The sequence below is a fragment of the Anaerosporomusa subterranea genome (assembly GCF_001611555.1).
Lineage (GTDB): Bacteria > Bacillota > Negativicutes > Sporomusales > Acetonemataceae > Anaerosporomusa > Anaerosporomusa subterranea.
Genome location: NZ_LSGP01000025.1, coordinates 259,477 through 282,784 on the forward strand (window position 1 = coordinate 259,477; position 23,308 = coordinate 282,784).

Consider the following 23,308-nt stretch of genomic DNA (forward strand, 5'->3'; position numbering starts at 1 on the left):
GGTTAGGAATATCAAACAAACTCTCTGACACTATCAACAGCAAGCCCCATCGAGCAATCTGTCTCCAACTCACAGACGATATCAATAACATACGGTATCTTAGAATTGGCTGCTCTTGCTAATGCACCGGTGATATCTTCCGGATTGAAGACTCTTTCAGCGGCGCAAGCGAAGCCTTCGGCAACTTTGACATAATCCATAACGCCCTGATTCACTTCCATCTTGACTGCATGTTCAAAACTATAAGCATACTTTTGATTTTGTCTGATGAGACCAAGAAAGGCGTTATTCACTATGACAACAATTATCGGAACGCCATAGGTCGCCGAAGTTGCTAACTCTTGCACATGGAAAGTAAAACCGAAATCCCCCATGACCGCTACGGCGTGTTTATCAGGATTCGCAACTTTTGCGCCAAAGGCGGCAGGAATATCAAAGCCCAATGTTCCTGCGCCGCCAGAGGGGAAATACAAGCCTGTTTCATCAATATTCTGAAGCTGTCCAGACCATATCTGATTCAATCCGCAGCCGGTAGTAAACATTGCATTATCCTTAAAGGATTTATTCAATTCCTCATAAACTCTTTGCGGCTTAATAGGCACGCAGTTATAATCGGTTTTCCGTTTTAATTCGGTTCGCAGTTGAGGCAAGGATGCAACACGGGAAGAAATTTTTACCTTGCCTTCTGATGCCGCAACCTTAAGCAATGCTTCTAACGCGTACTTGGCGTCCGCTACAATACCGAGATCGGGTTGAAAGATTTTTCCAATCTCTTTGGGTTCAACATTAATATGAATGAACTTTCTATTTCCCTTGTACACATTGATATTTCCGGTATGCCTGTCAGTAAAACGGCAACCGATGCCGAGGATAAGATCAGAGTCAGTGAATACCTTATTGCCGACAGGCTGACCGACCTGAATCCCCGCATGGCCTGCGTTAAGGGGATGGTCTACGGGTATTCCGCCTTTGGCCATATATGTGGTAATCACTGGTATCTGCAGCATTTCCGCAAACTTTACGCAGAAGTCTGCAGCCTCAGCCAGGATAACACCACCGCCCATAATAATGGCGGGGTTCTCGGCCTCATTGATCATGGCAATTGTTTTTTGGATATCTGCCAAATTAGGGCGTGGATTGTCGTATGGCAGCGGCTGGTATTCGTCTGGGTTGAAATCGATCTCTGCCATCTGTACATCAAGCGGCAGGTCAACTACAACTGCGCCCGGTTTCCCGGATTTAGCCAGCATAAAGGCTTTCTGCATTACTTCAACGATCTTCGAAGCATCCGTAACGCAGAAAGTTGCTTTGGCAACCGGCTCGCAAATTTTAGCAATATCGACACATTGAAATGCATCTTTGCCAAGTTGGGCGGTGACTGCTTGCCCAGTTATAGCGAGAATGGGAATCGAGTCGACATTTGCTGTGTATACACCAGTAACAAAGTTAGTAGCCCCTGGGCCTGAAGTACACATCGCAACAGCCATCCTGCCGCAAGCTCTGTAGTATCCATCTGCAGCATGAACAGCTGCTTCTTCATGTCTGACAGTATAATGTTTGATCTTCGAAAGGCCCAAGTACTTATATACCGGATTGATACCTGCACCAGGGATGCCGAAAGCATCTGTAATTCCTTCTCTTTCCAATATTCTTACAATGATTTCCGAGACTCTCATCGATAATCCCTCCAACGTCTTTTTACCTTTGTCTATCCTTGACCTGATTGATCCTGCCCCCAGCCTTCACTGCGTCGAGATCTGCCTGGCATAACGGGGAAGCCACGATAATATCCATCTTTTTCGTTTCGTTTCTGAGAATAAGATTCTCACCTTCTTTCAGCCGATCAGTATCCATTGCTAGATAATCTCCCTGGCCAATCTTGTCATAATCTTTGGCATCGATGAACATTAATGGGAAAAGCCCCCAGTTAACCATATTAGCCAGATGCAACCGGGCAAAGCTCTTGGCAATAACTGCTTTTACCCCTAGGTATCGAGGCACCATGGCCGCCTGTTCACGGCTGGATCCTTGCCCGTAGTTTGATCCGCCGACAATAAACCCGCCACCGGCTTTTTGGGCCCGTTCAGCGAATGTTTCATCAACTACCTTAAAGGCATGTTTGGAAAACTCAGGAATATTGGAGCGAATCGGCGTGTAATTAGCTCCCGCCGGAACAATGTGATCGGTTGTAATGTCATCCCCGACTTTAACTAATACCTCGCCACTCGTAACATCCGGTAAACTCGGCATTTCCGGGATGGGCTTTGAGTTAGGTCCTCTGCGGATAGTGATTTTTTCTGGTTCGGCTGAGGGAAGCTGGAACATGTCGCGATCATCCGCAAACACTTCGGGCATCTCATAGGTAAGCGGAGGTAAATTCAGATCCCGGGGATCTGTGATAACCCCGGTCAGCGCAGAGGCGGCTGCTACTTCGGGACTGACAAGATAAACCTGCGCCGAAGCAGTTCCGCTGCGCCCCAGGAAATTTCGCGGAGTTGTTCGCAGCGAGACCCCATTTGTCTGCGGCGCAAACCCACATCCGTTACACCCCCCGCAGACCGGTTCAAAAATTCGTACGCCAGACGCCAGAATTTTATCGTGTGCGCCGCGGGCAATGCTCTCGCGGATAACGGTGCGGGTAGCGGGATAAAGTCCGGTATCGACATCTCGATGAATAGGATTTCCTCCTAAAATATGGGCGACAGAAAGAATGTCTTGCAAGGATCCATTCGTACAACTGCCCATCATTACCTGATCCACTTTTGTCCCTGACACTTCGCGAACAGAAACCACCTTATCCGGCTGGTGTGGTATGGCGATAAGCGGTTCAAGCTTAGTCAAATCAATAACAATGGTTTCATCATATACAGCGCCTTCATCGGCTGCCAGCGGTACCCACTGTTCTTCCCGGTGGTAGGCCCGCATCCACTTTCTGGTGTTTTCGTCGCTGGGAAAAACGGATGTAGTCGCCCCTGTCTCCTGCCCCATATTCGTGACAGTAGACCGTTCCGCGACATTCAATGTTTCTACCCCCAGCCCGGAATACTCCAGAATCTTGCCAACACCTCCATGTACGGAAATGCGGCGCAACAGTTCGAGAATGATATTTTTTGCCGATACAAATGGCGGGAGCTTGCCGATAAGCTGGACATTAACAATCTTGGGCATGGTTAGGTAAAAAGGCTCTCCCGCCATTGCCACCGCGCCATCAAAGCCCCCTACGCCGATGGACAGCATCCCAATACCGCCGGCAGCAACCGTATGCGAATCGCCGCCGATCAGCGTTTTCCCTGGACGCGCCCAATGCTCTAAATGCAATTGATGACAAATTCCGCTGCCTGGGCGGGAACAAATAACACCGGCCTTTGCTGTGATATCCTGCAGGTACCGATGATCATCGGAATTTTTATAGTCGGCTTGGATCATGTTATGATCGATATAATGCACTGCCAAATCAACCTTTACTTTGTCTAAACCCATTGCCTCAAACGCCTGGTATGACATGACCCCGTTAAGATCATGCGATAAAGTCTGATCCGCGAGGATTCCTATCCGCTGGCCTCTGATCATTTCCCCTTCGGCAAGTGATGCGGCGATCAGTTTCTCAGTAATTGTCTGTTTCATTTCCACCCTCCCCTAATCTAGGTAACCAACTTCTGCAGATTTGCACTGTTTGAGTTAAGTCGGTGCCTGCAGCAAAATTCTTGGCTGGTTTAGGCTATAACTACGCCAATGCAAATTGCATGCCAACGGCGATTCTTGAACACCCATGCGATCCTCTTTAGACTCCTTCTTCTACAATCACCTTTTTACCCCTTAACTTCATAACGGCCGGTATTGCGACCCATAAGACGGCAATCATCAGGAATATTAATGAAATCGGATCCCTAACGAACATACTGTAATCACCGTTATAAAGGTTCATGGCTCTACGCAGATTATTTTCAATCATTGGGCCCAAAATAAGGGATAGAACAAGCGGCGCTATTGGGTAATCATTTTTTGCCAGGTAGTAAGCGGCAAGACCGCTGCCAATCATCAGAAACAGGTTAAACACACTTACTTGTACAGCGTAAACACCGAACACAGAGATAGCAACTATCCCGGGAATCAGATATTTAGGCGGTGTTTCAATCACTTTAGCGAAGACTTTAACCAGAGGAAGATTTAATATTAAAAGCATAAAATTACCTACGATCATACTGGCGATCAAACCCCAGGCTACTTGCGGATGGTCTTGGAATAAAAGGGGCCCAGGGGTGATGTTAAACATGATGAGTGCACCCATTAAGACGGCTGTGGTTCCTGTGCCGGGTATTCCCAAGGTTAATAAAGGAATCATGGCTCCACCGGCGGCTCCATTATTGGCAGCTTCGGGTGCGGCAACACCTTCAATAGCCCCTTTCCCGAAATTCGCTTTATTTTTGCTTAGCTTTTTCTCCACGGTATAAGCCATAAAGGAAGACAGAGTAGCCCCGCATCCAGGTATTAGTCCCTGAAAGAATCCTAACAGTGATCCACGCAGGATTGGCACGGCGCTATCTTTTAAGTCTTGTCTGGTTGGCATGACCTTGCCGACTTTAATAAGTTCACCTGTTGCATAATCGTTGGTTAGAATTGTCTTAAAGACTTCTCCCAAGGCAAACATTCCTACAGCCATCGTCAGGAATTCGATACCGGAATAAAGCTCTGAATAGCCAAAAGTCAGACGCGCCACTCCGGATATGGGATCAACGCCCACCGTCGACAGTATCAAGCCCAGTGTGGTCATGATAAAGGCTTTAATCTGCGATTTACCGGCCAGACTGCTCAAGGCGCAAAGCCCCAGAATCATTAGGGAGAATTGGCCAGCGGGACTAAACTTTAAGGCAAATTCAGCGAGAGGAACGGCCATAAAAACAAGCCCTATACACGCAATCAAACCGGCGGCAAAAGAACCAATGGCACAAACAGCCAAAGCAGCTCCTGCCCGGCCTTGTTTAGCCATTTGATATCCGTCCAATGTCGTACATACCGAAGAATTTTCTCCCGGAGTGTTGATTAAGATCGCAGTTGTCGATCCGCCGTACATCGCGCCGTAATAGACACCTGCCAGTAAAATTATGGAGCTTGTGGCAGCTTGTTCTGTCGGCAGTCCGCTTGTTAACGTTGCTGTAACCGGAATAAGAAGGGCGACGCCGCTAATCGGTCCGATACCTGGCAGTACACCCACCAGCGTCCCTATCAAACAACCGAAAAATGCAAAGAAAAGATTAAGAGGCTCTAAGGCTACACTGAGCCCCTGTACAAGAAATTGTAATGCATCCAATTCTATCCCCTCCTTAAAAAGGTAATGGCGGTAATACGCCCAAAAATACTTCGACATAGAAATAGTAAATGCCAACAGCAAATGCGGCAGCAATGATTACCGATTGCAGGTATTTGCCTTTTTCCATGGTTTGAAAACCGATTAACAGGAACAAAAAGGTAGTGATAACATAACCGAGCGGCTCGATTAATAGCGCATAAAGGACCAACGAAACAAGAATAATTAAAAACTTCTTATACTCGAGTTTTTCTTCTTTTTTATCATGAGTCGTAGACCGAATTGCCACAACAAGATTTACTGCACTGAGAATGATGAGAATTACCGACAAAAAGCTAGGAAGCGCTTTAGGTCCGATAGCAATTCCCACATTCGATACTGTTAAGGTTTGGGAATATATATAAATTGCGACACCTAAAACCAAGAAAACTACGCTCACATAGCGGTCAAAGGTTTTATTCACAGTGTTTTTCACTTTCCTTTCTAAAAACAGGGAGAAGAGCAAGCCTCTTCTCCCCTCTTCAGTACATTGTCTAAAGTTTTATTTCGCCATGCCTAACTCTTTGTAAATTTCGGTGTACATTACTTGCTCAGCTTTGATGTGATCATAGAAACCTTTGGCATCCTTATAAACGTAGATAACTCCTTGTTTCTTCAGCTCATCTTTCCATGCTTGAGCTTTACACAATTCTGCTACTTTCTCTGACCAGTATTTCTTAGCAGCTTCAGGTACATCTTTTCCGGCAAAAATCCCACGCCAGTTAGAGGTTACGACATCGAAGCCCTGTTCTTTATAGGTTGGGATATTTTTCATAACCTCATCGTCAGCAATCCTTGCTGCCGACGAAACACCTAATACTCTTACCCTGCCAGCCTGAACATATTGCTTGATTGACGATACATCAGATGTCAGAGCATCAGCATTCCCACCGAGCAGGGCGGTTAATGCTTCGCCGCCGCCATCATAGGTATTGTATTTCATGGTTTTGATATCAGCGCCAGCTTTACGTGCAAGTAAAACAGAGTTAAGGTGGTCCCATGTTCCAGGGGCGCCGCCACCGCAGAATTGTACGCTAGCGGGATTGGCCTTAACTGCATCAAACAGTTCTTTTAAGGTTTTATACTTGGAATCTGCTTTGACGGCAATAACACCGTAATCTTCCTGCAGCAGTGCTAAAGGATATATTTGGTCAGGACCGATCGGGCTGTTTCCGTCTTTTTTAATATGGTTCAAGATAAATGGAGTAGACGCTATCATTAATTTATGATCGTTTTTAGCATCCTGGTTAGCAAAGCTAACAGTACCTGTAACTTGTCCGCCACCTGGTTTGTTCTCTACTATGATTGGCTGGGTAATGATTTTTGTCTGATCAAAGAGCTTAGCCATGGTTCTGGCAACCATGTCAAGGCCGCCGCCTGCACCTGCAACTGCCAGAAGCGTTACTTGTTTCTGCGGAGCCCAACCCTTCTTTTCTTCGGGAGCTGCCGCTTTTTTGGAGCAACCAGCTAGACTGATTACGAGTGCGATGGCGATAAGAAGCGATATTAGTTTTACTTTTTTAGAAATCATCATTTCCACACTCCTTTTTACTCACACTTTATTTTAGGAATTGTTAATAAAATTCAAGTATGAACCTCCCTTCAATAATGGTTCTTGTTTCTTCGCAATAGTTGAGATCGTCTTGCAAGAGCCCGAAAATGAAACTTTGATTATTCGTTATGTTTGACACGTTAGGTTGTCAAGCTATAATAACTATATTCCGTTAAGATACAACTTATTAATAATTTGCCCGTTCCTCATTTTTATCCAGTTGAGGCATCCCCTAACCTTACGCAATCCATCTCCTCTTGAGACAGGTGGCTTTTATCTGTAAACTTTTATAAGCAATTCACCCACTGCAAAATAGCCGCTCGTCAATGAGACAAGCGGTCAGACCGTCGACAAAAAAGGCGCTTCACGCAAAGCGTAAGGTGCCCTTTTTGTCGACGGTCTGAAACCCGCGATGGTATGCGGGTTTAGTATGTGTTGTAGTATTTTAATTTGATATTTAACTTTATAGGTTACAGTATTTTTCCCCGCTCTCCACCTACCGGACATGATTTCATGCAAGTGAAGCACATGTACTGGTTACCTAAATGGGCAGCCTGCCGCAGCCGCGCATATCGTTCGCTCAGAAACAACTCCTTTTGTTCCTCTGGCGAACTGTTCGTGAACTGAGTCCAAGATGCAATATCTGATCCTAGACCGTATGGCTGGGAGTTTTTCCTTCATCATCCAAAGCTCTTCCCCTATGCAAGCATGTAGCTTAATATGGCGTCGATATGTATCTGAGTTGTGTCCAAAATCAATGTGTCTAAATCATTTTCCTGTATTATAAGTGGCAGCTCGGTGCATCCGAGAATCAGTGCATCTGCATTTTTCTCAGATAGTATTCGATTTGCAATCTGCAGCATTGTTCTCATCCCATTGCTTGTTTGATACATAGGAATACATTTCGGCGAGATTTAAGCTGTCGATGATCATTTGGGGATAGTTGTCGCCAGCTGTCCTCACCCGATAACCATCGATGATCCCTTTGTAGTAATCCAGCGTGGATGCTGGGCCAATCCCACCTACCAGTCCGACTTTTTTCATTATATAAGCACCTCCAGCAAATTAGCTTGCTTTTCAATCATTGTTTGATTATACAGATGCTAGCTACTACTTACACTAACCATCTCTACTTCTTATGTATTATAATTAGAGCTATAGTATCATAAGGTTAACTATAGCTCTTAGTTCTTTATATTGGATTTACTTTCCTGCAAATTTATTACTTTATGGACGTATCACTCTGTCATTAAAAAACAAAACGTACCCTAATCCTCTTCTTTAAGTCCGAATACGATATCCATAAGATATTTTATATGTAGATTCAAAATTCTGATGGTTACAGAAAAGCGAGCCGCTGCAATTAGCGACTCGCTTTTCTGTAACCCTTATGCGGCCTATCCTGATCCTTCTTGAGAAATTGACAAGCCCGATGCGCCAATGCAGCTGTCCAAACGATAGAAATGATAATGAGAAGCACGATTTCATGTATTGCCATTCGATTCGCCTCCCTATTATTTTAATGTATGTTTATAAACGCTTGATTACATTATATCTTCATAATTCATTAATTTGAAATATAGTCCATCTATGTTATTATATATACAAACTATACTAGGAAGGTTTACGATTATGGAATTGCGGCAATTAGAGTATTTTCAAGTGGTTAGCAGATTAAATAGTATGTCGAAAGCGGCAGAAGAACTGCGCATCGCTCAGCCCTCTGTGTCAATTGCAATTCAAAAATTAGAAGAGGAGCTCGGCGTATCCCTGTTTGACCGAAGCAGGCGACAAATAACACTAACTCCCGAAGGAATTATATTTTCTCAGCGCGCAAATGATATTCTCTCGCGCATTGATGATTCGGTAAGTGAGATGCAGGACTTTAGATCACTCCAAACAGGATCTATTAAAATAGGTATCCCCCCCATGATTGGAGTGTTCCTTTTTCCACACATCTTCGCTGGATTTCGAAAGCAATATCCCCATATCAAACTTACAGCCGTAGAAGGGGGATCATTAGCCATTGAAAACTTACTAGAGCAAGGCAGGCTTGACATCGGAATTATAACAAGATCTAATAGTTCTTCTGTCTTAGAAACATTCCCCATTACCACAGGCCAAATCCATGTGTGTATGCATTCCAACCATCCGCTTAACAAGTTGTCAAGTATACCTTTTAGTAGCCTCAGCGATCAGCCATTTATTTTACTTAAAGAAGACACCTATAACCGACAGGCCATCATGGCAGAATGTAAGAAGTACCACTTTACTCCTCAAATCATCTTTTCGTCTAGCCAGATCGAGACGATAATCAGTCTAGTGGAACTAGAAATAGGCATTTCATTTCTCTTTGAATCAATAGCCCAAAGATATTCTACTATTCGTAGCTCCCCCCTATCTGACCCAATTCACTCCCATATTGTGCTAGCATGGAATCGAGACAAATACCTTTCAAAGGCATCGAGGGCGTTCATCAACTTTATTACCGGCATGTATCAGATCCGCTGTCCCTAAAAAGCAAAGCCTCATCCCCGCACTTCGCCTTGGCGAACACTTTTCGCCCCACCGCTCTGATATAGCCTTGTCCGTTCAAGATAACAATTTGTTTCTGAGAAAAATGTTTATAGTTCATCAAAATTATAAATATTTTACTGTCTAATCTACGGGGTTGTAGGCTTGTTGGAGCAAATAGGGGGATTTTTTGTTCATGAGACGGTTAGGTTTCCAATTTGGTTGGTCATGGAAACATCTCCAATATATAGTCAGCTTATAAACATAAACCGGCGCAAGCATGATGTTTGCGCCGGTTATTTGCTGTTGTTCATGATAACCATTTAGTTGTAGACCTGCTCAGTTTACAACCCCGCTAAAATGTCTTTGTGAAATCATTCGCTTCTTGGATTACCCGTTTAAGATAGCATCAACATCCTGCCCGATAACGTCAAGATTATTGGCGGAAATCGTCACTTTTTTCGTTTAGGTTGGTCCCCATCAATAAGGTCAGGAACGAGTTCAGCAGCCAATTCCATCTCAGCAGCTAGCCCGTCAGCATATAAGGTTACACCTGCTTGCTCTGCAATTGACCTGTCGACTTTGTTGTTAAGCTTAGCTCCCCCCATTAGCAGACTTACAAGTATACCGGCAATTGAAATGATCATGGCAACCCAGAAGACAATATGGAGTGAATCAGCCAAGGCAGTTTTAAGTGCCGGCAGCAATAGCTGTTGCATATTGACTGTCATCATATGAATGGCTTCCGGGCTGAGCAAAATATTGAATAAACTACGGGGATCGGCTTGGGCTCTTGCCAGCATGTCCGCCATAGAACCAGTCATCGCCAATGGTACATTTTGTATGACAGGGAAAAATTCCTGTTGCATCACGTTGACTGAATAACGATTAAAAATTGCCCCAAGTACTGTAATGCCTATAGTTCCGCCAATACTACGGAAAAATTGAGTTGCCGAAGTTGCCACCCCGCGCTGTTCTGGCCCAAAAGCGCTTTGCACAGCAAGGGTAAGAATTGGTGTTACTATTCCGATTCCAGCTCCCAGGATAACAATAAATAGCATTGCAGTGAACTGTGTGGTGTTCACTGTCATGGTACTCAGCAGAAAAAAAGCAAATGACATTAAAGTCATCCCAGCTATATACATCGACCGAAAGGCAATCTTAGTTGCAAAACGGCCAACGATAACACTTGTCAGCATCATTGAGATCATCATAGGCAACATGGTATTACCTGAACTGGTCGCGCTTATACCCAGCACTCCTTGGAAAAATAAAGGTAAAAACATAGTCGAACCAAACATGCCTAAGCCCATTAAAAATCCGACAATGTTAGAAACCGTGAAAATCCTGTTCTTAAATAGCGATAGACTTAATACCGGTTCGACAGCCTTGTTTTCGAAATTAATAAATAATATCCAAGATATTAACGATACTCCCATCAAACCAAGGATTTGCCACGATAGCCACGAGTATTGCGTACCGCCGAAATTTAATCCTAACAATAAACCTACAGTCCCGGTAATTAGTGTAATAGCGCCGGCATAATCAATAACTACCTTATCAGTCAGTCTCTTTTCGTTCTTTAACCCAAGGTATATCGTAATTGTCGCTAAAAGTCCAATTGGTAAGTTTATGTAGAATACCCACTTCCACGATGAATAATCAACAATCCAGCCCCCAATTGTTGGGCCAATTACTGATGCTAGTCCAAATATGGCCCCCATAATCCCTTGCCATTTACCACGTTCCTCGGGAGCAAATATATCTCCCACAATCGTCATAGCTAAAGGCATCATGATACCACCGCCGATACCTTGGAACGCTCGATAGATAATCAATTGCGGCATATTGCTACTAGTCCCACAAAGAATAGACCCCAGCATGAATATTGTTAGTCCGGTAATATAGATCACTCGACGTCCATAGAGGTCTGCAAGTTTACCGGCTATCGGCACTACTGTTGTCGATGTCAACATATAAGCGGTAGTTACCCATGTCATAATGCTTAACCCGCCAAGTTCACCAATAATTCTCGGCATAGCGGTCCCAACTACAGTCTGGTTAAGCGAAGAAAAAAACATTGCCAATAACAGTCCTGCCACGAGCGTTGTACGTTGACTTTTAGCAAACACAGTTTTTCGTTCGCCTCCTTTTAGGCTTTGGATTAGGCCTTATTATAATGTACATGATAGGGCGAAATTATTTTGGCAGTAACCTCAACCCATATCGCTTAGCATCCTTATTCGACAAGAAAAAAACCGCGAAATTCGCGAGTTTAATAAGATTCGACCTATCATTGTACGAAAATGCTACCATTCCAGAAACAGAAGCAATTAATCGATTCAAATGGCATCGCAATTTGTTTGATATTCAAACTGTTTTGTAGTAGAGTAATTATAGATCCAAGCTAACAAAGGAGAGTTATCATCGTGAAGGAACAATTAACCCATGAACTACTTGCTTTTTTTAACGGCTTTTCGTCATGGGAGAACTCGGTTATACGAGCAAGCGACCTGACTGTTTCGGAGGCCCACGCCATTGAGGTTATCGGGGAACTAGGAAGAATGAATATGAAGACACTAGCGCAAAGACTGGGCGTAACAACAGGTACGACTACAGTGACAGTTGACCGATTGGAAAAGAAAGAATATGCGATTAGGGAAACGCTGAAAGAGGATCGGCGAGTATACCTAATTTCTTTAACCTCTAAGGGACAACAAGCGTATATCGAGCACCATCAGTACCACACACGCTTATCGGATCAAATTTTGTCGACTCTCTCTGAAGAAGAGGCAACCTCACTCTATTGTTTGCTCCAAAAGATCAATTCAGAAGTTTTCTAAATCGGTTACATGAAGGAAGGTACAGTCGTGCACTCACACCACGCTGAGCAGAGAAAAGGAAATCAGAAGGGATTAGCCATTGCGGTGGCGATCACCTCAGTCATCTTAGTTGCAGAATTTATTGGGGGGTTGATTACAAACAGTCTGGCGCTGCTCTCGGATTCGGGCCATATGCTTAGCGATGTGACATCCCTGCTATTTAGTTTGTTTGCCATGTGGCTGGCAGCAAAACCGCCTTCTCCGCAAAAAACATTCGGCTATCATCGTTTTGAAATCATTGCCGCACTGTTTAATGGAATAACGCTGTTCGTAATCGCTGTCCTGATTATTATGGAGGCATATAAACGTCTCCTGGAGCCTCAAACGGTAGCGAGCGGTACGATGATGGTAATTGCTCTAATTGGACTTATTGCCAACGTTCTTAGCGCAGTGGTTCTTCTACGTCAAGGGGATGTTACGCACAACCTAAATATGCGTAGCGCTTACCTCCATGTCATCGGGGATGCTCTGGGATCAGTAGGGGCAATCGTTGCTGGCCTTCTAATGTATTATTTTAATTGGTTTATTGCAGACCCAATAATCAGCATGGCAGTAGCACTCGTTATTTTAAGAGGAGCCGGGCGGGTGATTAAACAAGCAGTCCATATCCTCATGGAAGGAACACCTTCAAACATTGACCCGGTCCAAATTAAGGAATCGCTTGCACGTATCGATGGGGTCCTTGACATTCATGACCTGCGCGTCTGGACAATTACTTCGGGTGTTCACTCGTTTGCCTGTCATTTGTTAATTGATCCAAGAGCTAATAGCCAATTGATTCTAGACACGGCTACATCCGTTATTAGGAATGACTACATGTTTCAATTCTGTACTATCCAGACGGAAGTGCGCCATGATATGAGCCGGGATTCTGGTGATTAACCCATCAACACAAAAACTGGCACGTTACAATGTGCCAGTTTTTTATTGGAAAACTAAATTATGATGCTTTTTTATTTCGCTTTTGGTGAACTGCTAAACTTTCCTTGGTGAGACCCATCACAGAACGGCATGTTCTTCGAGAGGCCACATCGGCATAATGCCCACTGTTCACCTGTTTTAAAGCGCTTTCCCTGTGCGTCAACTACTTCGACATCCTTGCTTAGAACTAGGTTTGGCCCATCGTTTGTCACTTTAATCGTTGTTTCTTCATTTTGCGATGTTTGGTTGGCTTTCGGCGAGTTGCTAAACTTTCCTTGGTGAGACCCATCACAGAACGGCATGTTTTTCGAAAGGCCACACCGGCATAATGCCCACTGTTCACCTGTTTTAAAGCGGTTACCCTGTGCGTCAATTACTTCGGCATCCTTGCTTAGAACTAGGTTTGGCCCATCGTTAATTACCTTGATTTCTGCTACATCATTCGTAGTTGATCGAGGTAGAGGCACTTTGTCCTTATTATCACCGTCTCCCTTTTGTATTGGTTTCGCACATGCTGGTTGTAAGGGTGACGACGTAACATCGCGCACCCGTAGTAGTAATGCTAGTAGTATCGCGGATAAGAGCAAAAGAGCAAGCGAGGGGACGGCTGCTCCAATTCCTTGACCGGCACGCAAATGGGTGAAAACTGCTCCCGCCATGGTTACCAAGAGTACGCCAGTCGGGATAATCGATAATCGTGGTCTCCATAAGCCCACGATAAGTCCAATAGCAGATAGTACCTCTATAGCCCCCACCACATACATAAATCCAACGGAATAGCCAAAAGGCCCTGAAAACATAGCCACCTGCTCTGGGCTTCCTGATAACTTCATACTACCGGATAACAAAAAAGCAATAGCAAGTAGTCCCTGAATAATTCGCGTCGCCCAAATCATATTGCAAAGCCACCTTTCTTAATGACATATAGATTAGCGTGAATACCACTATAGAACAGCTCTGATCTTAATTAAAAAGGGATGGCTCTCAAATACGTTTCAGTAGTGGTATTCACTGTATTTTAGATGGATGGAAAGCTACTTTCTAATCTACTTAGCTCGTGGAGCACTATTGAACTTCCCTTGATGTGATCCGTCGCAAAACGGCATGTTTTTAGACAACCCGCAGCGGCATAACGCCCATTGTTCGCCTTTTTTGAAACTATTTCCATCCGCATCGACCACATCCGCATTTCCTATAACTATATTGGGGCCATTGTCTAAAACCTGTATTTTCAAATCGGCCATTGTTATATTCCCTCCTTTCGTCTTAGTTGCCTATTATTGTCTCCCCCATCCTTTGTTTATATGTGCAAGTTGAACCAGCAAATCATGATCATGCCCGAAGTCTAATGGTGAGCATGAAGCTTGCGCCCAGGAAAACGATTATTAAGATACAGAGAATAATGGTAACTACTTATCATCACATAAAAATAGATAATGAGCGCTTTTCAAGAATTAAGGAATAGACTTGCTTAGCAAACATGCGTAAGCCGCCCTCTTTGAGGCAAGCTTACGCTTTTAATTCTGCTTCTTGTATCAATACAATTGTCCATTGAATACTATGTAACAGAATAAGTTTACTGTTAGGAGGAGAACAATGGCAGGCGAGCATTTGCTCCCTGATTGGTCTGCCTACTCCATGACACCAATCACGGAACTGACTGAATTAATCGGGCATTCGCTTATTGTATCCCATATCGCCATATATCTTGCCGTACATCTGGACTGCTTAACAGCAGTCGAAAAAGTGCATCTTTTCCTAGGATGCTTATTACATGATATCGGGAAAGTTGCATTCCCCCAAGCAGACTTGGCAAGTATCCAATCGGAACAGGAATTGTCCGAACTTAAAAGGCATCCATTACTTGGATACATTTTTTTAAGGGAAAATAAAATTCTACCCGATATTGCGGAGATTGCTCTATATCACCATGAGCGATACGACGGTAGCGGATATCCTTTCGGTTTGAAAGGTAACGAAATTCCCCTTTTAGCCCAAATCTGTTCTATAGCGGACGCTATAGAAGTAATGCTTAATGGAAGACCTTATCAATCACCTAAAACAATTAAAGAAATTGCCGAAGATTTTCGGCAAAATAGCGGCGGCCAATTTCATCCAATATTAATTCGACTCCTAAGGCTTATATAATGATTATCAAATTATACAAACATATTAGTAGTAGCCTCATGCCTGACTTGCCTACTGTGGAGGATCCGGAAAGATAGGGATTTCTCGTCAGGGGTAAAAAAAGACCAGGAAACCGCATTTTATAACGGTTTTCCTGGCCTTTTATTTAGCGTGTAGTAACACTACGGTTCTCTATAACCCACTAGATTAAAGAAGCCTTTCAGACCTCCATAATAATCGGAATGATCATTGGACGACGACGGGTCTTCTCAAATAAATATTTTCCTAAGACTTCGCGAACTTGTAATTTAATTGAAGACCAATCACTGATATTATTAGATTCGCAACGTTCTAAAGCAGCTCTTACTCTAACTTGCGCCTCATTCATGAGTGCGCTCGAATCCCGAACGTAAACAAAACCACGCGATACCAAATCAGGCCCTGACAGCAACGCCCCGCTCTGCTTATCAAGTGTGACAACGACCACAATAATGCCTTCTTTGGAAAGCTGCTGCCGATCACGGATGACAATATTACCGACATCACCAACACCAAGTCCGTCAACGAAGACTCGCCCGGCCTTTACCTTGCCGGCAACACGGCCTGTGTCTTTTGTGAATTCAAAGACATCACCATTATTACCCATAAAGACATTTTCATGGGCTATGCCCAAATCTTCGGCAATCTTGCCATGTTTTTTCAGCATTCGGTATTCCCCATGCACCGGGATAAAGAACTTAGGCCGAACCAGATTCAACATTAATTTCAGTTCTTCCTGGCTAGCATGCCCGGAAACGTGAATGCCTGATATTTTTTCATAGACTACGTGCGCCCCTAGGCGGAAAAGGCTGTCAATGATTTTGGACACCGAAGTTTCATTGCCAGGAATGGGCGTCGCTGCAATCAGAATAGTGTCGCCAGCAGATATAGAAACACTGCGATGGGTATTAGTAGCCATTCGACTAAGACCAGCCATAGGCTCACCCTGACTACCAGTGGTAAGGATCAGAATTTGATCATCCCGAAACCGTTTCATCTCTTCTGGTTCGATCAACGTTCCTTCCGGCATCTCTAGATATCCTAAGTCTGTGGCAACATTGACTACATTCACCATGCTCCGGCCAAGTACGACGATTTTGCGGCCATACTTGCAGGCCGTATAAACAGCCTGTTGAATGCGTGATACGTTAGACGCAAAAGTAGCCATAACAATACGGCCTTTGGCTTGCTTAAATTCTTCATCTAAGGCTAGGGTAACCTCGCGTTCCGAGCCTGTATAGCCAGGGCGCTCGGCATTGGTACTGTCTGACATCAGCACCAAAACACCTTTGTTGCCTAATTCGGCAAACTTATGAATATCAATTAGCTTACCGTCAACTGGGGTTTGGTCAATCTTAAAGTCTCCTGTATGCACGACAGTGCCAACTGGTGTGGTAAAGTACAAGCCGCAAGCGTCAGGAATTGAATGACTTCCTTGAATAAAGCCAATTTGAAATTCACCAATGGTAATTTCGTCCCCTGGTTTGACTGGCATTAGGTTGTAGCCAGTCAGCCGATTTTCTTTTAACCGTCCTTCTACTAGACCTAATGCCAACCGGGTTCCATAAACAGGCACATTGATTTCTTTCAGAAGATATGACAAAGCCCCGATATGGTCTTCGTGACCGTGGGTCAGAACAACTGCACGAACCTTGTCCCGATTATCGATGAGATAAGTCATATCAGGTATGACCAAATCGATTCCCAACAGATCATCTTCCGGAAATGCAAGGCCGACATCGAGAATGACAATATCATCACCATACTGGAAAACAGTCATGTTTTTCCCTATTTCGCCCAGCCCACCAAGAGGGATGATGAGTAATTTGTTTTTTTGTTCCAAGTGAAAACCTCCATATATTTTTAATTTTAGCCACAACGAACCAGATCTCACTTATGGTTGAGATCGCAACCCTTTTGACAAGCCAACATCGTCCGCTCAAAGTCGAAAAAAGCTAAAGCACGCCGTTCAATGTAGTTGATTTATTATACCCTACATTTCCCGAAAGTACAAGTTATTGGCAAGAGCCTCTTTAAGCAGGCGTATTGGAGCAAGAATAATCACTTTCTTAGTATAGACAAGAATAAACGGTTGCATAACATTAACTTATTTGACGCCTGTTGAGTTTAGGCAACTGACCTTATAAAAGTTGTTCGACAACGTGTTGACAATCCAGACAAAATTAAACAGCCTTAGTCCGATAGATTTTCGAACCAAGGCTGCTTAAACAATTTTATTTGGGTTGTCTACTTGTTTGTCAAAGAGCGAATCCTATGCAATCGTATATTCAGTGACAGCGTTTTCGTTGAAAGCTCTGACATCCATATTATCGGTTTTGGCGGCGATAATGGATGCTTGACCATCATACAGAGATTGCAGCGACGAGCTGTATCTCCACCGGCGCATTGCCGGGCAGTGAGGCAACCCCTATCGCAGCCCGACTTCCGATACCTGCGTCTCCGATTTCCTGATGCAAGTACTCTGAAGCGAAGTCTGCCAGCCGCGAATGCGCTTGAAATGTTTCGTCTGCAGCAATGAAAACGGTGAGACTGATCACCCTCGCCAGATGCTCCTGAACCGTGATTAAATTCCGGGCTGCGGTAAGTGCGTTGGCGGCAGCTAGTCTGACGGGATCTCTATACGTATCAAGCGATTCAGAAGAACTGACTTTTCCCGTGAAAGTAAGGACACCATTCTTCCTCGGCGTCATTCCAGATGTGTATACAATATCGCCATGTCGAGTTGCAGCTACATATTTTCCTTGCGGGAGGGGATTTATATCTTGGGATACGGCATTCATTTACGATACCTCTCAATTAGTTCAACAATGCGTTCGATTGCGTGTATGGCAGCCTCGTGATTTTGCGAGAAGTTGAGACGGAAACTATCGGTTAAGTATGGAGCGAATTCCGTACCTGGTGTCACAGTTACTCCAGCCTGAAGCCGAAGAATTTTAATGAATTCCTGTGTGGTAACAGCTAATTCCGGAATCCGGGGGAAGATATAGCTGCCGGCTTCCGTCGTTCTCACTTTAACCCCTTCCACAGGTCGAAATTTCATTAGTAAATCATCCCGTATTGCCTGATGCAACGTGATTCGTTCATCCATCCACCCAGTTGGCTCGGAAAACCAGGTTTTTAACACGGCCTGGCTATATCCGGGAGCGCGCAGTGACACGATCGCCTGTAGTTTCTCCATGCGGTCAATGATTGTAGATGAGCCAAATGCCACTCCTAACCGGTAGCCACTTAGGGATTCTGTCTTTGACGGGCCCATAATGGTGATCACATTGTCCGGATTGATGTCCATCGCGCGCAGGTGTGTGTAAGTCCTTCCATCGTAAAGCAGTCGGGAATAGAGTTGATCCACGATGACTGTGGCACCGTACTTTTGTGCAAGGTCGGCAATGGCACGGATCTCGGTTGCCGAATAAATCACCCCTGCAGGATTATTGGGGTTGGAAAATAAAAAGAGTCTAGCGCCAGCTTTGAATGCATCTTCAAGTTGCGTGAGGTCTAAACCGGTGTCTTTGGTCGACCCAAGATAGTCCATTCGGACAGGAATGAGCTCGCCATCAAAGAACTCAACGAGCTTTCGATTGGCAAAATAGTCAGGCTGAACGATTGCAACCTTGTCACCCCTGCCAATGGTGGCACCCATTGCCAAGAACAGCGCTCCCTGCGATCCAGGGGTAATGATAAGACCATTATCAGCGGAAACAATAGCTCCAGTAAACTTAGCGAGTTTTCCGGCCAAATCCTCGCGGGTGCTGCTACTCCCGCGATATTCGGTATAGGCCACTTCGCCGCCGCGTTTGACCCCTGCTATAAATTCCTCCAGCGCGCCAGGTGTTGGCTCAAATGCATTTGTATTTACATCGCCATGGGAAAAGTCGACAGGTACTCCGGGGATTTTTTCTCCGCGGAATTGAATTTCGCTCACATGCTGGCGCCCCTCCTGGCCGGGAGCATTATCACAGCCCAGCTTTGAAAACTTATCAGTTAACAAATTCATTAGGATTCGCCTTCCTCTCGTCAAATTAATTTTTAATAATAGGTGCTATCCTGCCCGTATAGGCGGAGCCCTACCCACTGCAATTTCGATTATAAATAAGCCTGTATTAAAAGTAAAATTGATTATTAGGGTTTGAATTATCAACTTTTTCGATTATTTATAAAATTGAACTTTTTGTATTAAAACCTATTTGAGGCGGCTCTTTGTCCTATGTCGCTAAACAAGCGATACTGTTTTTCCCTTCCTTTTTATGAACCAGCAAAGCCAGGGATTAATTTTCCCCGGCGTTTTGCTGTGTCGCATTTGGTGCGTAACAGCCTGCTATACATCCCTAGCAAGCACTATAATATTGTTATTTTAGTTTTTTCATATTAAAATATTAATAATTACGATATTGGAGGGACACATGAATACGATAGAGATTGAAGCGTTTCTTGCCATTCTACGTCATGGTAATTTAACTGAAGCTGCAAAAGCTCTATTTATATCTCAGTCCACCCTTAGCCATCGACTTTTTGAACTTGAGCGAGAAGTAGGGATGAGTTTAATTCAGCGTGGGCGAGGGGGCAAATCCCTGGTTTTAACCGATTACGGGAAGCAGTTTTTACTTATCGCGAAGAGATGGGAAAATCTTGTTCAGGATACAAAACGGCTTCAATCTCAAACTAATAATTTGTCTCTATCCATCGGTGCCGTCGATACGTTTCATACATTTATTTTTCCTCCTTTGTATCAAGCATTGTGTGAACATATGCCGAAAATTAACCTTAATCTTAAAACTCATAATTCAACGGAACTATATTTACAAGTAGATCGCGGTGAGATTGATGTTGGATTCACTCTACTGGACTTACCGATGCGAAATATTACTGTTCAAAAAATTTATACGGAGCGCAGAGTTGTTTTACGCAAAGAAAAGTCACCTAACAAGTGCGATGAATTTATAGATCCAGAAAGTTTAGACCCTGCAGGCGAAATCTTTTTTGTCGGAGATACAGCATTTCATACATGGTATCAATGTTGGAAAGGGGAAAAAGGATATCCGTCTTTACAAGTAGACACAACACAGTTGTTGCTATTATTGCTGAACAAAGTCGGAAACTGGTCCATTGTTCCAATGTGCATTGCTCAAAAACTGGTATCCATGGGTTCTTATTCATACTATCGACTGGAAGACCCACCACCGGAACGGATTTGTTACAAAATCCAATCAAAATATCTTAACGCAAGCGTTGCAGAAGGTATCGGGATATTAGATTCATATCTTGCTTCAGTATTAAATAAAGAATGAGCGATATCCTCAGACTAAAGGGGCGCCTCAATAGGTTTTTAAAACCTATTGAGGCGCCCCTTTATTGAAAGACCATCTTGGTAATTTGGTAAAAAACACAGTGGAAGAAACCTTAAATAGCCACTAGATCAAGAAGCAGATCGATTGGCTAATGCAAAACGTTATAAAAGTTCCGAGGCCTGCCACGTCGGTTATTACAAACTATACTCCTAAAAAAGAGCCTTGCGAATCTATCGCAAAACTCTCTAGTATGTTTATAACTCTCTTGAGATTACGCTATCAATGACCGCAGCAACCGCCACTGTGTCCGTCCCCATGCTCGTGACCATGATGCCTACCACCACAAGCTTGTTTTTGTCCGTCGTCGTTGATCTTCATTTTTTTCATGCTGCCGCACTTCGGACAGGCAATTTCATAACCATGCTTACCGCCTTCACTGCAAGGTTCGACTTCCCAGACATGAGCACATTCCTGACATTCAAACCGCCGATTCTTTACCATATATGTACCTCCCTTGATGATAATGGTTTTCCCCTCGATCAAAGCGGATGCAATCGTTTGTCTGGCCGCTGCGAGGATTCTTTGGAAGGTGGCACGGGATACTCCCATCGTCATGGCACACGCAGCCTGATCCATGTTAGTCAAGTCTTTCAACCTTACGGCTTCCAATTCTTCAACCCGTAAGGTTACTACCATCGTATCCTTCGCCTCTTCTGGACTAAACCGGCGATGGAAAGGTTCCTGCTCTACTAAACCGCAACAACGTCGTCTTGGCATGTATCCACCTCCCCAAATGAGCATATGCCCATTTATAGTATATACCAAGGAGTGGAAAAGTACAATAATTATCTTGCCTAGAAAAAACAAAGAGCGGCAACTCATACCCCAAAAGTTAGGATATGAGTTGCCGCATAGTGGCTAAATTACCTTCTGTTGAATTAACCAGGTATTTAGTATCGTTTTTATCATCGGCTGTATGTTCAGTTTAAAGGCATTAAACGGCTGTTCCGACCGGCTATACTCATCACGAAATGTCTTCTCATACTCGATAAAAATCTCTTCTTCGTCATATCCCTGTTCAGCTAAGCGAAGAATAAACTCTTTGGTTTCTTCCATGGCCAGGATACAGTTTTTCCAATAGTCATTTGTATCACTTTTATTTACTAGGCCAAAATGAGGTGAAATGATGAATCGTGGATTGAGCTTTTCACATTTATGGATCGAGTCCATTGCATCAGAGTAGCTGGTGATAAAAGAAGGGTAAATCTTGCCGGACTGGCTCATATATCCAGTCGATTCGCTGGGAAACAGGGTTTCATTATTCACCCAAAAGGATAATGAACACTTTGTATGACCTGGCGTTTCTATCACTTTTACGCTGACGCCGCCCAGATCCACGATATCTCCATCACGAATGATCGTATCCACTTTCAATAACTCATCATCATATTTTTTTATATCATCGGCGCCATAAATTTTTGCAGCTTCCTCACTAAGTCTTCTAATCGCGATTAACGCGTTTGGCCTAGTAAAAGTTCGTTTAGCATGCTCCGCGCCTAGTACCTGGCTAGCAGGCCATTCTTCTTTTATATAAGGTATAGCGCCAATATGGTCATAATGAGAATGGCTGATCAGGATGTAATTTAATATCTTGTTATTGAGCGCTTGCTTGATGTTACTGATAAGAGTAGACGCGCAATATGCCATGCCGCAATCAACTAACGCAGTTTTTTCCTCTCCCAGTAGTAAATAAGCGCTACCGCCTTTTCCGCCTGTGACATCCACAATTTTGTCCATTTAAAATCACCTTTACTTACTGCAGATAAATTTCGACCAATCTCATGCGGAAATTCAACCTATACAGTCTAGTTCGTTTTTTACCCAGCATTCCTATTTAAAAAAGTATACACTAGAGTTCGGAGTTCTGGCAAATAATTGAGCAACTTCAATTAATCCGTACAAATTGGGGAAGACGACCTTAAATCACCTAAGGTCGTCTTCCCAATGAGGATCATCCTATGCTTTATTACTGTTTGTATTGAGGTTCCTGCTTTTGAACGTACTTTTCTCGTTTCTGTAGTGTAACAACTGCATCGTCAAGAGTGCTTGCTAATTGCTGAAATGTTTGCTTTGCCTGCTGATCCTGAGTCTCCAATGAAAACGTCTTCATCGTGGCTGCAGCATTCTGCACAGTTGCGATAGCCTGGGTCATTTGAGTACCTACTGTCATACTTTTTCACCTCCTTCACAGTGCTCTACAGATTTAACCTTTTGGCTTAAATAGCAAGGCTGATAAAAATCCGAAAATAATCGCTGCGGAGATGCCTGCACTGGTGATTTTAAAAATACCGGTTAACACCCCAACCAGCCCGGTCCTTTCCGCCTCCTGGAGAGCGCCCTTTACCAATTGGTTGCCAAAGCTGCTTATCGGAACTGAGGCGCCAGCACCAGCAAACTTAACTAACGGATCGTATAAACCAAGTCCTCCTAAAATTGCTCCAGACACGACTAGCGTAACCATCGTATGGGCAGGCGTTAGTTTTAGCCCATCCATGAGGAGTTGGCCGATTACGCATATAGTTCCACCAACAATAAATGCCCATATGAACTTATCCAAACGTAA

The 23,308-nt window shown here is 43.9% G+C and carries 23 protein-coding genes; 5 read left to right on the forward strand and 18 right to left on the reverse strand.

Features of this window, described 5'->3' with window-relative positions:
• Positions 1–11: 11 nt before the first annotated feature.
• The 8 genes from AXX12_RS16150 to AXX12_RS20055 all read right to left on the reverse strand — a co-directional run bounded on the left by AXX12_RS16150 (position 12) and on the right by AXX12_RS20055 (position 8,394).
• A complete protein-coding gene (locus AXX12_RS16150; RefSeq protein ID WP_066244963.1) occupies positions 12–1,676 on the reverse strand; it encodes a thiamine pyrophosphate-binding protein in 1,665 nt (554 codons plus the stop codon).
• A 22-nt stretch (positions 1,677–1,698) separates the two neighbouring features.
• The gene (locus AXX12_RS16155) at positions 1,699–3,624 is read right to left on the reverse strand and encodes an aconitate hydratase (RefSeq protein ID WP_066244965.1); all 1,926 of its coding nucleotides are present in this window, start codon (positions 3,622–3,624) and stop codon (positions 1,699–1,701) included.
• 157 nt (positions 3,625–3,781) lie between these two features.
• Positions 3,782–5,308 carry a tripartite tricarboxylate transporter permease gene (locus AXX12_RS16160; RefSeq protein WP_066244968.1) on the reverse strand — a complete coding sequence of 509 codons (1,527 nt, stop codon included), beginning with the start codon at positions 5,306–5,308 and terminating at the stop codon, positions 3,782–3,784.
• A 13-nt stretch (positions 5,309–5,321) separates the two neighbouring features.
• Entirely contained in the window at positions 5,322–5,768 is a 447-nt protein-coding gene (locus tag AXX12_RS16165) for a tripartite tricarboxylate transporter TctB family protein (protein WP_066245238.1), read from the reverse strand.
• A gap of 78 nt (positions 5,769–5,846) precedes the next feature.
• The gene (locus AXX12_RS16170) at positions 5,847–6,878 is read right to left on the reverse strand and encodes a Bug family tripartite tricarboxylate transporter substrate binding protein (protein WP_082816930.1); all 1,032 of its coding nucleotides are present in this window, start codon (positions 6,876–6,878) and stop codon (positions 5,847–5,849) included.
• Between the two features lie 716 nt (positions 6,879–7,594).
• Positions 7,595–7,789 (reverse strand): aspartate/glutamate racemase family protein, encoded by a 195-nt coding sequence (locus tag AXX12_RS19465; RefSeq protein WP_331711627.1) that lies wholly within the window; start codon positions 7,787–7,789, stop codon positions 7,595–7,597.
• Positions 7,728–7,940 (reverse strand): hypothetical protein, encoded by a 213-nt coding sequence (locus AXX12_RS19470; RefSeq protein ID WP_066244970.1) that lies wholly within the window; start codon positions 7,938–7,940, stop codon positions 7,728–7,730. The genes AXX12_RS19465 and AXX12_RS19470 overlap by 62 nt, the downstream gene beginning before the upstream one ends.
• Before the next feature lie 319 nt (positions 7,941–8,259).
• Positions 8,260–8,394, reverse strand: coding sequence for a hypothetical protein (locus AXX12_RS20055; protein WP_269448412.1), 135 nt, complete (start codon positions 8,392–8,394; stop codon positions 8,260–8,262).
• 134 nt (positions 8,395–8,528) lie between these two features.
• Here AXX12_RS20055 and AXX12_RS16180 point away from each other — a divergent pair, with 134 nt between their 5' ends.
• Positions 8,529–9,413, forward strand: a complete 885-nt coding sequence (locus AXX12_RS16180; protein WP_066244972.1) for a LysR family transcriptional regulator — start codon at positions 8,529–8,531, stop codon at positions 9,411–9,413.
• A gap of 449 nt (positions 9,414–9,862) precedes the next feature.
• On the opposite strand, the gene AXX12_RS16185 is transcribed toward AXX12_RS16180, so the two are convergent.
• The gene (locus AXX12_RS16185) at positions 9,863–11,542 is read right to left on the reverse strand and encodes an MDR family MFS transporter (RefSeq protein ID WP_066244974.1); all 1,680 of its coding nucleotides are present in this window, start codon (positions 11,540–11,542) and stop codon (positions 9,863–9,865) included.
• Between the two features lie 291 nt (positions 11,543–11,833).
• On the opposite strand from AXX12_RS16185, the gene AXX12_RS16190 reads away from it, so the two are divergent.
• Both AXX12_RS16190 and AXX12_RS16195 read left to right on the forward strand, forming a co-directional pair.
• Positions 11,834–12,253 carry a MarR family winged helix-turn-helix transcriptional regulator gene (locus tag AXX12_RS16190; RefSeq protein WP_066244976.1) on the forward strand — a complete coding sequence of 140 codons (420 nt, stop codon included), beginning with the start codon at positions 11,834–11,836 and terminating at the stop codon, positions 12,251–12,253.
• A gap of 27 nt (positions 12,254–12,280) precedes the next feature.
• A complete protein-coding gene (locus AXX12_RS16195; protein WP_231881924.1) occupies positions 12,281–13,174 on the forward strand; it encodes a cation diffusion facilitator family transporter in 894 nt (297 codons plus the stop codon).
• 71 nt (positions 13,175–13,245) lie between these two features.
• On the opposite strand, the gene AXX12_RS19095 is transcribed toward AXX12_RS16195, so the two are convergent.
• Complete coding sequence (locus tag AXX12_RS19095) at positions 13,246–14,109, reverse strand: CDGSH iron-sulfur domain-containing protein (RefSeq protein ID WP_082816933.1); 864 nt, start codon at positions 14,107–14,109, stop codon at positions 13,246–13,248.
• A gap of 150 nt (positions 14,110–14,259) precedes the next feature.
• On the reverse strand, positions 14,260–14,457 hold the full coding sequence (locus AXX12_RS16205; RefSeq protein ID WP_066244982.1) for a CDGSH iron-sulfur domain-containing protein: 198 nt from the start codon (positions 14,455–14,457) through the stop codon (positions 14,260–14,262).
• Positions 14,458–14,809: 352 nt separating this feature from the next.
• Here AXX12_RS16205 and AXX12_RS16210 point away from each other — a divergent pair, with 352 nt between their 5' ends.
• Complete coding sequence (locus AXX12_RS16210) at positions 14,810–15,361, forward strand: HD-GYP domain-containing protein (protein WP_066244984.1); 552 nt, start codon at positions 14,810–14,812, stop codon at positions 15,359–15,361.
• 199 nt (positions 15,362–15,560) lie between these two features.
• Here AXX12_RS16210 and AXX12_RS16215 read toward each other — a convergent pair whose 3' ends face one another.
• From AXX12_RS16215 to AXX12_RS16225, 3 genes are all read right to left on the reverse strand, one after another.
• A complete protein-coding gene (locus AXX12_RS16215; RefSeq protein WP_066244986.1) occupies positions 15,561–17,222 on the reverse strand; it encodes a ribonuclease J in 1,662 nt (553 codons plus the stop codon).
• Between the two features lie 520 nt (positions 17,223–17,742).
• Positions 17,743–18,180 (reverse strand): RidA family protein, encoded by a 438-nt coding sequence (locus AXX12_RS16220; RefSeq protein ID WP_066244988.1) that lies wholly within the window; start codon positions 18,178–18,180, stop codon positions 17,743–17,745.
• Positions 18,177–19,394 carry a pyridoxal phosphate-dependent aminotransferase gene (locus AXX12_RS16225; RefSeq protein WP_066244990.1) on the reverse strand — a complete coding sequence of 406 codons (1,218 nt, stop codon included), beginning with the start codon at positions 19,392–19,394 and terminating at the stop codon, positions 18,177–18,179. Before AXX12_RS16225 ends, AXX12_RS16220 begins: the two co-directional genes overlap by 4 nt.
• A 406-nt stretch (positions 19,395–19,800) precedes the next feature.
• Here AXX12_RS16225 and AXX12_RS16230 point away from each other — a divergent pair, with 406 nt between their 5' ends.
• A complete protein-coding gene (locus AXX12_RS16230) occupies positions 19,801–20,685 on the forward strand; it encodes a LysR family transcriptional regulator (protein ID WP_066244992.1) in 885 nt (294 codons plus the stop codon).
• 279 nt (positions 20,686–20,964) lie between these two features.
• Here the strand turns inward: AXX12_RS16230 and AXX12_RS16235 are convergent, their stop codons facing one another.
• The 4 genes from AXX12_RS16235 to spoVAE form a co-directional block, all read right to left on the reverse strand.
• Positions 20,965–21,462 (reverse strand): DUF134 domain-containing protein, encoded by a 498-nt coding sequence (locus AXX12_RS16235; protein ID WP_066244993.1) that lies wholly within the window; start codon positions 21,460–21,462, stop codon positions 20,965–20,967.
• Positions 21,463–21,603: 141 nt separating this feature from the next.
• Positions 21,604–22,482: an MBL fold metallo-hydrolase gene (locus AXX12_RS16240; RefSeq protein ID WP_066244995.1), complete on the reverse strand. Its 879-nt coding sequence runs from the start codon at positions 22,480–22,482 to the stop codon at positions 21,604–21,606.
• 229 nt (positions 22,483–22,711) lie between these two features.
• Positions 22,712–22,915, reverse strand: coding sequence for a DUF1657 domain-containing protein (locus AXX12_RS16245; RefSeq protein ID WP_066244997.1), 204 nt, complete (start codon positions 22,913–22,915; stop codon positions 22,712–22,714).
• Between the two features lie 33 nt (positions 22,916–22,948).
• A complete protein-coding gene (gene spoVAE, locus AXX12_RS16250; protein WP_066244999.1) occupies positions 22,949–23,302 on the reverse strand; it encodes a stage V sporulation protein AE in 354 nt (117 codons plus the stop codon).
• Positions 23,303–23,308 lie beyond the last annotated feature (6 nt).